The organism is Lachnoclostridium phytofermentans, assembly GCF_000733755.1.
Classification (GTDB): Bacteria; Bacillota; Clostridia; order Lachnospirales; family Lachnospiraceae; genus Lachnoclostridium; species Lachnoclostridium phytofermentans_A.
The window spans coordinates 17,926-31,140 of record NZ_JPOF01000002.1 but is presented as its reverse complement, the minus strand read 5'-3'; the positions used below and the strand labels follow the sequence as shown (position 1 = coordinate 31,140).

Genomic DNA, 13,215 nt, shown 5'->3' with positions numbered 1-13,215 from the left:
ATGTAAACTTTATAGTTTCCTCCTAAAATGAATGCATGTGTAATGGAAGACAAGCATGATTATGCGCATAAGTATGCGCAGGAAAAGGGGTTAATGGTAAATCATGAGAAGGAAGACACCTAAGATTTCAATTCAGCCAAAGCATGTACTGACTTTTTGTACCGTGATATGCCTGATATTGATCTTCTTATCATTTCGATATGAAACCTTATTAAGCCCAGTAAAAACTGCGGTAGGGAGCATTGTGACTCCTATGCAGAAAGGGATTAATACGTTTGGCAGCTATATATCTGATAAATTAGACACATTGGCTAATATGAGAGATTTAATTGATGAGAATGAGAAGTTAAAAAGTCAAATTGAATCACTGAAAGTAGAGAATAGTATTTTAATTCAGGATCGTTATGAACTTGATGGACTTCGAAGACTCTACGAAGTGGATCAAAAATATGCAGATTATCCAAAAGTTGCAGCAAGGGTTATTTCAAGAGATTCTAACAGCTTTTATAATGTTTTTACGATTGATAAAGGAGCTGAGGATGGAATCAAAGTAGACATGAATGTACTTGCAGGGAATGGCTTAGTTGGTATAGTAACTGAAGTTGGTAAAAATTATTCCAAAGTTCGTTCTATTATTGATGATGCAAGTTATGTGAGTGGTATGTTTTTAAAGACTTCAGACACCTGTGATGTCAAAGGGGATCTTCAGTTGTTAGATGAGGGAGTGATTCGTATTGAAGCTATCAGCATGAACGCCGATATCAAGGATGGATATGAAGTGGTTACATCCCATATTAGTAATAAGTATTTACAGGGTATCTTAATTGGTTATGCGTACGATATTGAGGTGGATTCTAGTAATTTGGCGAAATCAGGATACCTTCGTCCGGCAGTTGATTTTGAACACCTGGAGGAAGTATTAATTATAACAACATTAAAGGAAAAATTAGAAAAGGCAGAGTAATCCTTTTTTAATTGAGGTAGGGGTAAGACGTGATACGAGTTTTGGTAACCTTAATACAAATCTTAATATGCTTTTTACTTCAGAGCACAGTATTTCCATCATTTGAGCTTGCCAATGTCGTTCCGGATTTATTGATGATTCTGGTGGTAACCGTAGCGTATACCAGAGGTATATTTCCAGGTATGTTTACTGGTTTGGTTTGCGGACTTTTATTAGACTGCACCATTGGAGATGTGATAGGTATCTATGGAATCCTCTATATGTTTATCGGTTATTTTAACGGTTATGCAAATAAGATATATGACAAAGAGGATTACACAATACCTTTACTTTTAATTGCTGCAAGTGAATTTATATACTGTTTCTTCTACTATGTAGCTGAGTTTTTGTTACGTGGTAGGTTAAAATTGGGATTTTATGCTTATCGAATTATGTTACCACGAGTAATTTATACCGTACTTGTTGGTATTCTATTTTATAAGCTTTTTCATATGATACATTTGGGACTAACCAAGCTAAGCAATAAGGAGGGATCATAGTGCTAGATGTTTTGCTTGATAAACTAAAGAGATTGTTTTCTTCCCGTATGATTCCTCTTACTTTGATTTTTACGGGAATGTTTGCAGTTTTAATTTACCGATTATTTGTGATGCAGATCGTAGAAGGAACAAAAATTGCTGAGACAAATGAATATTTAAATGTAAAACCAAGAGATATTAAAGCAACTCGTGGAATCATTTATGATAGGAATGGGAAGGTACTCGCTTATAATGAATCTAGTTATTCTGTTGTGATCAGTGATAGTGGACTTTTGGAAACAAACGCTGAGAAAAATGCGATGATTCATAAATTAATTAAGTTACTTGAGAGTTATGGGTATGATATTGAGTTAAATTTTAATATTATTATCGATGAAAACGGAGAACTGGCATTTGATATTTCAGGTGATCAATTATTACGTTTTAAGAAGAATGCATTCTGTAGAACACATGTTAGCAAACTGACAGAAGAAGAGCGTAATGCAAGTGCACAGGATGTTTTCGACTTTCTAAAAGATGGTGTTAGTGGGTCACCGATGTTTCGAATCTCAGACGAATATTCTTTAGAGGATGCTTTAAAGATAATGACGATTCGTTATCATTTACTAATTAACGTACCGAGCTATAACCAGATTACAATTGCTTCCAATGTTGATGAAGAAACTGTAGCAGCGGTGAAAGAAAACTTAGGAGATATGCCTGGAGTTGAAGTTAAGTTAGAAACCTCTAGGGTGTATAATGACAGCATTTATTTTGCACATATATTAGGATATACCGGACTTATCAATTCTACAGAACTAGAAAAATTAAATGATTCAGAAAAGAATTATGAAGAAACAGATGTAGTAGGTAAAACTGGCATTGAAAAAGAGATGGAAAATTATTTAGCTGGTACCAAAGGGGAAGAATCTGTAACAATTAATGATAACGGCAAGGAACTAGATGTTAAAGTGACCAAGGAGCCTGTTGCAGGGAATGATGTATATCTTACGATTGATCGTGACCTTCAGGTTGCAAGTTATCATATCTTAGAGAAAAACATCGCAGAAGTGCTACTATCCGTCATTACTCCTGATATGGATTACGGCGGAAAAGGAGAGAATGCTGCTAAGATAAAAGTTCCAATCTATGAAGTTTACAATGCATTATTAAACAATAATGTAATTGATATTGCTCATTTCTGTGCAGAGGATGCATCTGATTTAGAGAGGAGCGTATATCAAAAGTTCTTAGACAAACGTGTGGGAATCTTTGATAATTTAAAGAATCTTTTAAAAATTGACAGTACGGTTACCAATAGTGCTGCTGGAGAAGAGATGGAAGAGTATCTACAATATGTATATTCTAAATTATCCTCCAGTGATGTCGGGGTGTTATTAACTTCTAAAATTGACAAAGAAGATATCCAGTATCAAAATTATAAAAATAATAAATTAAGTTTAAGCAAGTTTTTACAGTATGCAATTACTCAAAACTGGGTTGATTTATCAAAACTTGTGGAAGGTACGGAATACTATAGTACAGATGAACTATATGAAAAACTGATAAACTATGCTATGGAATTGTTAGTAGATGACAAGGAATTTGAGAAGAAGATTTACCGAACTCTGGTTTTTTCAAAAAAGTTGACAGGAAGGGAAATTTGTCTTTTATTATTTGACCAAGATGTGTTAGAATATAATGAGAATGATTATTCTAGACTGAGTAGTGGAAGTATTTCTGCCTATGATTTCATCACTACAAAGATTAGAAATCTTGAAATAACACCAGGACAGTTAGCCCTTGAACCATGTAGTGGTTCTATTGTAGTTACCGATACAAAGACCGGTGACGTCCTTGCAATGGTTACCTATCCTTCCTATGATAATAACTATTTAGCCAATAAGATTGACTGGGATTACTATAGTAAGTTATTAGAGGATCAGGCTACTCCATTAATTAACCGTCCGACGATGCAGAAAACAACAACTGGTTCCACCTTTAAACCATTAATGACATTAGCAGGCTTTGGAGAGAATGTGATTAATACTTCAACAAAAATTGCTGACAAAGGTATTTTTGAAGAAGTTGTTCCGTCTCCAAGATGTTGGAAATATCCAAGCTCTCATGGTACAATCGATGCTTCACAGGCAATACAGCATTCCTGTAACTACTTCTTTTATGAGACTGCATATCGTTTAATGCGTGGTGAAGATGGTAAATATAGTGATAATACAGCTTTATTAAAGATACAAAAGTATGCTCAGATGTTTGGCTTTGGGGATGTATCTGGAGTAGAAGTAGATGAATCAAAGCCTGAAATATCGAATACAGATGCAATTCGTACTTCAATTGGATATTATCATAATTTTACTCCAACACAGATATCTCGTTATGTAACAACCCTTGCAAATCGTGGTACCTGTTTTAACCTTACTTTATTAGATAGGGTAGAGACAAAAGACAATCAGTTGGTATATGAAAAAGAGACAAGTATTTATAATAAGATCACTGAATTCACGGATGAGCAATGGAATATGGTACAAAGAGGTATGTATCTCGTGGTTAACTCCTCCGCAAGTTCCTTAGACCGTATCTATGGAGACTTAGGGGTAGCTGTGGCAGGTAAAACGGGTACAGCACAGGTTAGTAAAACAAAACCTCACCATTCTCTATTTATGGCGTATGCACCATATGAAGATCCAGAAATCAGTATTACCTGTGTAATTCCGAATGGTTATGCTTCTGCGAATGCTGCAAAGATGGGGCGCGAAGTACTGGGATATTATTTTAATGGCGAGAATAAAGAAGCTCTCTTAAATGGAGATATTACAGCAGGCTCCGCTACTAATATTAAGGTGTCTGACTAGGATAGACCATAGAAAGGATATGTAAAGCATAAATAAATAGGCTTGACATAATTGGTGATTGTATGAATAATTCAGTCATTATCAAGGGAAATAAACATGGTATTGTAGTTGTACTCGATAAGGACATAGAATTTTCTCAATTGATAGAAGATATAAAAGTGAAATTTGAAGATTCTAGAAAATTTTTGGGAAATGCAAAGATGGCCATTAGTTTCGAAGGACGTAAATTAACAGATTCCGAGGAACGGGAAATCTTAGATGCTATTGCAACTAGCTCAGATCTTCATGTTGTTTGTGTTATTGACAATGATGAGGAAAGAGATAAGGTATTTGCCAAGGCATTGGAGGATAAGCTCTTAGAGCTCTCCAATGCCACGGGGCAATTCTATAAAGGAAACTTAAGATCTGGACAAGTACTAGAGACTGAAACAAGCGTTATTATTATCGGGGATGTAAATCCTGGGGCCAGTGTGGTAAGTAAGGGGAATATCATCGTACTGGGTTCCTTGAAAGGTACAGCTTTTGCTGGTGCTGCAGGTAATGAAAATGCATTTGTATTGTCTTTAGATATGAATCCAGGGCAGATTAGAATTGCAGATATTATTGCGAGAGCACCGGATCATCCTTCAAAGGAGGAAACGAAGGAAACTAAGATTGCATTTTTAGAAGAAGGTAATATTTATATTGAACCTTTGAATAAGAAAGTCCTTAATGATATTCGTTTATAGGGGAATAATTTTAAGTTTACTACATGTCGCAAAATTTACATGTAATTTTAAATCATATGTCTGGAGGAATCAGAATGGGAGAAGTAATCGTTGTAACATCCGGAAAGGGTGGAGTTGGTAAAACGACAACAACAGCAAATGTGGGAACAGGACTTGCAAAGCTTGATAAGAAAGTTGTATTAATTGATACTGATATAGGGTTAAGAAATCTAGATGTAGTAATGGGACTTGAAAACCGTATCGTTTATAACTTAGTTGATGTGATTGAAGGTAATTGTCGAATCAAACAAGCACTAATCAAAGACAAGCGTTACCCAAATCTTTATTTACTGCCATCTGCACAAACAAGAGATAAATCCTCAGTAACACCGGAACAGATGAAAAAGTTATCCGATGAATTACGTGGAGAATTTGATTACATATTAATGGACTGTCCTGCTGGTATTGAGCAAGGATTTCAAAACGCCATTGCTGGCGCTGACAGAGCATTAGTAGTCACAACTCCAGAGGTTTCCGCTGTACGTGATGCAGATAGAATCATCGGATTGTTAGAAGCAAATGAGATGAAGAAAACAGAGCTCATCGTAAACCGTCTTCGTATGGATATGGTAAAGCGAGGAGACATGATGTCAAGCGAGGATGTTGTTGAGATTTTAGCAGTTGATTTGATTGGTGTTGTGCCAGATGATGAGAATATTGTCATTTCTACAAATCAAGGAGAGCCTTTGGTTGGTTCGGATTCTTCGGCAGGTAAGGCATATATGAACATTTGCCGCCGTATAACAGGAGAAGAGGTACCATATCTAGACTTAAATTCTAAGCAGGGGTTCTTTAGTAAGCTGTTTAAGAAAAACTAAGGAGGATGGTCAAATGGCTTTATTGGATTTTTTTAAGAAGAAAGCATCAGGAAGTGTCGCGAAGGATAGGTTAAAACTTGTCTTAGTGTCTGATCGCGCTGGTTGTTCTCCTGAAATTATGGAACAGATTAAGAACGATATTATAGCAGTAATATCAAAATATATAGTGATAGACCAAGAAGGCTTGGATATCAAGATAACTCAGACGGAATCCGAAGGAAATAACGGTAATGTACCAGCGTTATTTGCTAATATTCCGATCAAAGACCTAAAGCACAGTAAGTAAGGAAATTATTCATGTTAAAAACTTTGTTTAAATCAATTTTCAATTTTGAGGAATATGACCTAAAGCATTATAATGTATCAATTTTGGCAATCATAACATTACTTGGTTCGATTGGTATGGTTTTGATTCGCCGTTTACAAGAATCGGATGAAAGGCAGTTTGAAAAACAGATTATTGGTTATGCTGTTGGTTTGATTATTGCGGTAGTTGTTTCCATGATTGATTACCACTTTGTTGCCAAATTCTTTATTCCGCTTTACTTGCTTAATATTGCTTTACTTGTGATTACAAAATTCACTCCACTTGGTAAATCGCATTATTCGGCGAAAAGATGGATCGCTATCGGTAGCCAAGAGGTTCAGCCTTCGGAGTTAACGAGAATTATTATGATCATATTCTTAGCAAAGTTTTTTGACATTGTGAGGCGGCAAATTAATAAGACATCAATCATATTACTAGCATTAATTTTAATGGTATTACCAATTACTTTGATCTTTATTCAGCCTGACTTATCTGTAAGTATTGTACTTTTTGCAACATTTATAAGTATGTTTTTTATGGCTGGGCTTAGCTATAAAATTATCTTACCGACATTAGCGATCGGAATACCAAGTTTTATTGCTTTTTTTTGGTATGTACAGCAAGATTATCAAGTAATTTTGACCGAATACCAAAGAAATCGTATCTTGGCAATGCTTCATCCAGAGCAATTCCCAGAGCAAGCATATCAGCAATTAAACGCAGCAAAGTGTATACGAGCGGGTGGTGTTTCTGGTAAGTTATTATCGGATACAGACGCTACGTTAAGATCGGCAAAAGTACCGGTTATTGAAAGTGACTTTATCTTTACTGCGATAGCTGAGGCATTTGGATTTATCGGAAGCTTAATTGTTATTATATTGCTAATGATTTTTATCTATAAAGCATTAAAAATAGCTAGAATGGCAAAAGATTTTATGGGTATGTTAATTGCCTCCGGAATTGCATCATTGACGATGTTTCAGCTTTTTGTTAATATTGGTGTTGTTACTTCATTATTGCCAAACACTGGAATTCCATTGCCGTTTGTCAGCTCAGGTTTAAGTGCTTTGTTAGGAAATATGTTGATGGTTGGCGTATTACTTAACGTAAGTCTTCAAAATAAAAGGATGTTACCACAAAAGGAAACATTATCACTATAGCATAAAAGAGGAGGTAGGAACATGAATATTGGAATGATAGCACATGATGCGAAAAAGAAATTAATGCAGAATTTCTGTATTGCATACCGTGGAATTCTGTCGAAACATCAGTTGTATGCGACAGGAACTACGGGTAGATTAATCGAAGAGGTAACAAATTTAAATGTTCATAAATATCTAGCAGGTCACTTAGGTGGTGAACAGCAGATGGGGGCTCAAATAGAGCATAATGAAATTGATATGGTTATCTTTCTGCGTGATCCTTTAACTCCAAAATCACATGAACCAGATATTATGACTGTTGTCCATCTATGTGACACTCATAATATTCCACTTGCGACCAATCTAGCAACTGCAGAACTTTTGATTAAAGCTTTGGATCGTGGAGATTTGGATTGGCGTGATGTATTTAAGGGAAAATAGTAGTCAAGATACAAAGGTATAGAATTGGCAGATTGGAGTTCAAATTGAAGAAAATAGTAATGTTAGGTTTAAGTATCAGTTTGCTACTTACGGGCTGTTCAAAACAATCAGATGTATTGATGCTATACTCTGGTACAGATGGTAAATTAAATGAAAGTATCGGAACTTATGTAGATGCAGTAGCTGCAGATTTTCTTACGAAGGATTACAACGTAGTAGAAGAAAATGGGAATCACATGGAAGACCCAGAGATTTCAGCAGCGGCAGCATTTATGTTTAATGATACGGATCATCAAGTATTGTATGCGAATAATGTTTATGACAGAATCTATCCTGCAAGTACAACTAAGTTATTGACTGCACTAATGGTTCTTAAATATGGGAATCTAAAGGATAGTGTAACGGTAGAAAAGGATAATGCTGGAATCACCACGTATGGTGCTAAGTTATGTAATTTTAATGCTGGTGATGTAGTATCAATGGAAACTCTTCTGAATTGCTTGTTGGTGTATTCTGGAAATGATGCTGCTATCGCAATTGCAGAGCATATGTATGGTTCAGAAGAGGAATTTGTAAAAAAGATGAATGAGGAAGCTGCGAACATAGGAGCAACCAATACGCACTTTACGAATTCTCATGGGTTACATGATCCAAATCATTATACGACAGCATATGATATGTACTTAATCTTTAAAGAATGTTTAAAATACGAAGAATTTATTCCGATTATAAAACAACAAACTTATGAAGCGTCCATTACAGATAAGGATGGAAAGGTTCGAAGAAAATCTTATGAAACGACGAATATGTTTTTACTAGGTACCAAAGAGACTCCACAAGGAGTTACAGTTTTTGGTGGGAAGACTGGAAGTACCGGTGATGCGGGGGATTGTTTGATACTTTATAGTACCTCAGCTGAAGGTAAAGCATATATTAGTGCGGTATTTAAAGCTCCTGGGAAAACGAGTTTATATAATCAACTTGCACATCTTTTAAAAATGGAATAAGATTACGATTCCCTTCTTTATTCGACATTAGTTGTCTGAAAATTAATATAGAAAAATTGGAATTCTTAAGCAAAATAGGATTGTTTTTTCATTTCGATTATACTATAATATGAGTAAGCAAGAAATCGTTTATAATGTAAAGGAGGAAATTGCGATGATACAGATTATTGTAGGTGCAAAAGGGAAAGGTAAGACAAAAATTCTAATTGATAAAGCCAACGCGGAAATTAAGGGCGTGAAGGGGAATGTTGTTTATCTTGATAAAAGCAATAAGAATATGTATGAACTCAATAACAAGATACGTTTGATTAACGTTAGAGATTATTGTGTAGAAACTCCGAAGGAATTTTTAGGTTTTGTGTGTGGTCTGATTGCAGCCAATCATGACCTGCAAAAGATATATTTAGACGGTTTTATGAAAATTGCATGTACAAGCCTTGAGGATATCGATGGTGTACTTGATAAGATAGAGATGATATCAACAAAGTTCCAAGTTGACTTTATCATCAGCATCTCCATTAATGAAAACGATTTGCCTGACACTAAGAAACAGAACGTGATTGTAGCTCTTTAAGATTGTAATAACAAAGTGGCTTCGCCACTTTGTTTCACCAAAAAAGCGGTTTTGCACTTCAATTACGGAATGAAATACTCCGTATCTTAGTGTAAAACCGCTTCCTTTATGAAATATTCTTTTTACGATGTCAGTCATTATGACTGTTTTGTTAATAAGTGCGACAGCTTGTTGACGCTTCTTATTCATGACAAAGAAAAGTTTCACGAAATGTGGGTTTTCTTGTCTAACATATGAGACAGTTTACTGACTCATTTTGTAACATAATTACATATCATTTTTTAATCGACCAAAATAGCTTAAGGCATATAAACCGGATATACCGACTAAAGCATATACGATTCGAGCTAAAATGGTCATATTACCGAATATGAATCGTACTAAATCAAACTGGAAGAATCCAATTAATCCCCAGTTGATTGCACCGATAATAACAAGAACTAGAGCAATATAATCAATAACTTTCAAAATTTACACCTCCTATGTGTTCTAGTTAATGGTAGTGTAAACAATCCATGGTTTTTTATGCAGATAACCAATGGAATGAAATAGAAAAAATAAAGAGGTTATTATGCAGCAGAATTCAAAAGTAGTTAAATTTAAAAAAAGAAGATCAATTAACATAGGTGTTATCATATTCATAATAATTCTAGTTTATACAGTGATAAATGTTTATCTATATTTGTCGAAACCTCAAATTTCGATTTATGAGATTTCAGAGCAACCACTATCACAGGAGAATACTGTCACGGGTGTGATAACAAGAGAAGAGAAAATGATTACTACAGATAGATCTGGATATGTTAATTACTACTTTCGTGAAGGTGCAAGAGTTGCAAAAGACTCTACCATTTACTCTATTGATGAAAGCAAGAAGATTTATGAAAAACTAACAGATACGACTGGTGGAATAACTTTTACGAAGATGGATGCAGCTAGTATTCGTAAAGATATTGCAAAATTTAAATTTTCGTATCAAGATAGTAATTATTCGGAAGTCTATAATTTTAGAGATGACATTACAGCTAGTATACGTAATATTTTAGATGTTAACCTACTTTCTAATATGCAGGATATAATAAATAGCACAGGTTTAAGCTCAAATTTTGGTGTTGTGAAAGCAGCACAAGCAGGAATTATTTCTTATTATTCTGATACACTGGATGGATTAATAGCAGATGAAGTTTCTGAAGCGACATTTCATATGGAACAATACGAGAGAAAGAATTTACGAACAGGTGAAATTATAGAAAATGGCCAAAACGTGTACAAGCTGCTGACGGAGGACCACTGGAATATTATTGCACCTATCTCAGCAGAATTAGCAGATCAATTAAAAGAGAGAAAAACAGTTACTTTTACAGTTACTCTAGATCAATTTCAAATGAAGGCACCATTTACTGTATATCAAAAAGGAGAGTCTTGGTTTCTAAATATCTCGTTAGATAAGTATGTAACAAGATATTTAAGGGAACGATTTTTAGAGATAGAGATACAGTTAAAAGTAGAGTCAGGATTAAAAATTCCCAAAACAGCGATTACGGAAAAGGAGTTTTACATGATTCCAATCGAGTATTTTACGAATGGTGGTGACTCTGGGGCGCTTGGCTTAGTAAGAGAAGTATATAATGAAACTACAAAAACATTAGAACCGAAATTCACACCTTGCGAAATTTACTATGAAGATGATACGTATGGTTATGTCGATAAAGAAACCTTTGGATTTAATGATTATATATTATCGGACAAAACTACAGATAAATTCCGTATTAGTCTGGTAGGAAAATTAGAAGGTGTTTACAATGTTAATAAAGGGTATGCGGTTTTTAGACGTATCGAACGTTTGTCTGAAAATGAAGAGTATGTAATTATTAAAAAAGGCACGAAGCGAGGACTTTCTGTATACGATCATATTGCACTAGATGCAACGAAGGTGATTGAGTCGGCAGTAATTTATTAAAGTAGAAGAGCGAAAGTGTTATTGATCGCTAATTAATTATAATATATTGTCGTATAATCTCGACGACATAAAGATTAAGATATTTGATAATTGGTTTCTGAACGAAAAATATATGCCATGATTTTGGGTAGAAACTTCAGAAGCGTAAAAAAATACGCAAGGATGGAGGAATTTTATGATACAAGACAATATAACAAAAGTACTGCAAAATATTGAATCAGCATGTAAACGTAGTCATCGTTCAAAAGAGGAAGTATTATTAATTGCAGTGAGTAAGACGAAACCGATTGAAATGTTAAAAGAAGCTTATGAGGCTGGGATACGAGAGTTTGGAGAAAATAAAGTTCAGGAATTATGTGATAAGGAGGAAAAAGTAAAGGATTTTAAAACTTTTCACAATCAACCTGAGTCAACCGAAAAACAACCTGATAACTCTACAAATGACATTCACTGGCACATGATTGGTCATTTGCAGAGAAATAAAGTAAAATATATTGTAGATAAAGTGACGTTAATACATTCTGTTGATTCCTTGCGTTTAGCGGAGCAGATTGATATAGAGGCTAAGAAAAAGGGAATCTTAGTCGATATATTAATTGAAATAAATATTGCTTCGGAAGAATCGAAATTTGGTGTTAAACCAAGTGAAGCGGAAGAACTAATCCGCGAGATTTCAGGTTTGTCTTCGGTACGTATCAAAGGCTTAATGACAGTGGCACCTTATACAGAAAATGCCGAAGAAAATAGAACCTATTTTAAGAAAATGCACCAATTATATGTTGACATCAAAGAAAAAAACATTGATAATGTAACTATGAAAATACTTTCGATGGGAATGACCGGTGACTATGAGGTAGCAATTGAAGAAGGCTCTACCATGGTTCGCGTAGGAACCGGTATTTTTGGGGAGCGCAATTATAGCGAGTAAATAAGATTAGGAGATTGTGCTATGGCAAATTTATTTAAAAATATCTTAGATTCATTAAAGTTAACTGATGATGATGATTTAGATGATTATGATGATTACGTAAGTGAGCTAGAAGAGAAGGAACGAAGGAAGACAGAAAGACAGGAACAAAGACAGGCTGTAAAACAGGAGAAAAAGACATTTTCATCACAAAGAGTGTCCTCATCTGAGGAAGTTCCTACAAGTAGTTCTTCCAGACTTTCTACCACTTCTGGAGCAACAGATTTTGCTGATTTAAGGAAAGAACGTTCTCAACGTATGGAAAAGACGAATGTCAGCAAGGTAGTACCAATCAGAAATCCTCAAAAAGGTTTAGAAGTTTGTATTATGAAGCCAACCAGCTTTGAGGATTCTCAGGATATCTGTGACATGCTTTTATCTGGACGTGCTGCGGTAATTAACTTAGAGGGATTTGACGTTGATATTGCTCAGCGCGTCATGGATTTTATTTCTGGAGCAGTCTATTCTTTAAATGGTAAATTGCATCAGATTTCAAGTTATATTTTTATTATATCACCGGATTCTGTAGATATATCGGGCGATTACTTGGATTTGATACGTCAGAATGGTTTTGAAGTACCTACTTTAAATAAGGATTTTTAGAATGATGCAAATAAGTCAATTATTAGCGAAGTCTTTTTCAATCTTTTTTACTATTCTACAAGTTTTTTTATTGATACAGATTTTCGTTGATATGTTTTCTGTTTCTTTTGTAAAAAAAGCGTTGAAATTTGTATTAGACCCGATTTTAAATCCAGTAAGAATCTTATTAAGTCATTCTAGCTTTTTTACAGCTATTACAGATCTGTCGCCGATTATAGCTTTTCTTATGTTGTCGTATCTGCAGCAGTTAATCGGGGCCTAGGACAAGGAATTGAAA

At 34.8% G+C, this 13,215-nt stretch carries 15 protein-coding genes; 14 read left to right on the top strand and 1 reads right to left on the bottom strand.

What is annotated here, in order from left to right:
- Nucleotides 1–103 precede the first annotated feature (103 nt).
- From mreC to CC92_RS0102675, 10 genes are all read left to right on the top strand, one after another.
- Nucleotides 104–964 carry a rod shape-determining protein MreC gene (gene mreC, locus CC92_RS0102720; RefSeq protein WP_029504624.1) on the top strand — a complete coding sequence of 287 codons (861 nt, stop codon included), beginning with the start codon at nucleotides 104–106 and terminating at the stop codon, nucleotides 962–964.
- 29 nt (nucleotides 965–993) lie between these two features.
- Nucleotides 994–1,503 (top strand): rod shape-determining protein MreD, encoded by a 510-nt coding sequence (gene mreD / locus CC92_RS0102715; protein ID WP_034218490.1) that lies wholly within the window; start codon nucleotides 994–996, stop codon nucleotides 1,501–1,503.
- Complete coding sequence (locus CC92_RS0102710; protein ID WP_029504626.1) at nucleotides 1,503–4,352, top strand: penicillin-binding transpeptidase domain-containing protein; 2,850 nt, start codon at nucleotides 1,503–1,505, stop codon at nucleotides 4,350–4,352. The genes mreD and CC92_RS0102710 overlap by 1 nt, the downstream gene beginning before the upstream one ends.
- A 62-nt stretch (nucleotides 4,353–4,414) precedes the next feature.
- Nucleotides 4,415–5,080: a septum site-determining protein MinC gene (gene minC / locus CC92_RS0102705; protein ID WP_029504628.1), complete on the top strand. Its 666-nt coding sequence runs from the start codon at nucleotides 4,415–4,417 to the stop codon at nucleotides 5,078–5,080.
- A gap of 74 nt (nucleotides 5,081–5,154) precedes the next feature.
- Nucleotides 5,155–5,937 carry a septum site-determining protein MinD gene (minD, locus tag CC92_RS0102700; protein WP_029504629.1) on the top strand — a complete coding sequence of 261 codons (783 nt, stop codon included), beginning with the start codon at nucleotides 5,155–5,157 and terminating at the stop codon, nucleotides 5,935–5,937.
- Between the two features lie 13 nt (nucleotides 5,938–5,950).
- Nucleotides 5,951–6,223, top strand: a complete 273-nt coding sequence (gene minE / locus CC92_RS0102695; RefSeq protein ID WP_029504630.1) for a cell division topological specificity factor MinE — start codon at nucleotides 5,951–5,953, stop codon at nucleotides 6,221–6,223.
- An 11-nt stretch (nucleotides 6,224–6,234) separates the two neighbouring features.
- Nucleotides 6,235–7,404, top strand: coding sequence for an FtsW/RodA/SpoVE family cell cycle protein (locus CC92_RS0102690; RefSeq protein ID WP_029504631.1), 1,170 nt, complete (start codon nucleotides 6,235–6,237; stop codon nucleotides 7,402–7,404).
- 21 nt (nucleotides 7,405–7,425) lie between these two features.
- On the top strand, nucleotides 7,426–7,827 hold the full coding sequence (gene mgsA, locus CC92_RS0102685) for a methylglyoxal synthase (RefSeq protein ID WP_029504632.1): 402 nt from the start codon (nucleotides 7,426–7,428) through the stop codon (nucleotides 7,825–7,827).
- A gap of 44 nt (nucleotides 7,828–7,871) precedes the next feature.
- Nucleotides 7,872–8,834: a D-alanyl-D-alanine carboxypeptidase family protein gene (locus tag CC92_RS0102680; protein ID WP_029504633.1), complete on the top strand. Its 963-nt coding sequence runs from the start codon at nucleotides 7,872–7,874 to the stop codon at nucleotides 8,832–8,834.
- A 154-nt stretch (nucleotides 8,835–8,988) separates the two neighbouring features.
- Nucleotides 8,989–9,408 (top strand): hypothetical protein, encoded by a 420-nt coding sequence (locus CC92_RS0102675; protein ID WP_029504634.1) that lies wholly within the window; start codon nucleotides 8,989–8,991, stop codon nucleotides 9,406–9,408.
- Nucleotides 9,409–9,675: 267 nt separating this feature from the next.
- Here CC92_RS0102675 and CC92_RS0102670 read toward each other — a convergent pair whose 3' ends face one another.
- Entirely contained in the window at nucleotides 9,676–9,876 is a 201-nt protein-coding gene (locus CC92_RS0102670; protein WP_029504635.1) for a DUF378 domain-containing protein, read from the bottom strand.
- 103 nt (nucleotides 9,877–9,979) lie between these two features.
- On the opposite strand from CC92_RS0102670, the gene CC92_RS0102665 reads away from it, so the two are divergent.
- From CC92_RS0102665 to CC92_RS23585, 4 genes are all read left to right on the top strand, one after another.
- Complete coding sequence (locus CC92_RS0102665; RefSeq protein WP_029504636.1) at nucleotides 9,980–11,368, top strand: HlyD family efflux transporter periplasmic adaptor subunit; 1,389 nt, start codon at nucleotides 9,980–9,982, stop codon at nucleotides 11,366–11,368.
- A 175-nt stretch (nucleotides 11,369–11,543) separates the two neighbouring features.
- Nucleotides 11,544–12,296, top strand: coding sequence for a YggS family pyridoxal phosphate-dependent enzyme (locus CC92_RS0102660; protein WP_029504637.1), 753 nt, complete (start codon nucleotides 11,544–11,546; stop codon nucleotides 12,294–12,296).
- Nucleotides 12,297–12,317: 21 nt separating this feature from the next.
- Nucleotides 12,318–12,938: a cell division protein SepF gene (locus CC92_RS20680; protein ID WP_034218491.1), complete on the top strand. Its 621-nt coding sequence runs from the start codon at nucleotides 12,318–12,320 to the stop codon at nucleotides 12,936–12,938.
- Nucleotide 12,939: 1 nt separating this feature from the next.
- Nucleotides 12,940–13,200, top strand: coding sequence for a YggT family protein (locus CC92_RS23585; RefSeq protein ID WP_029504639.1), 261 nt, complete (start codon nucleotides 12,940–12,942; stop codon nucleotides 13,198–13,200).
- The last annotated feature ends 15 nt before the right edge of the window (nucleotides 13,201–13,215 follow it).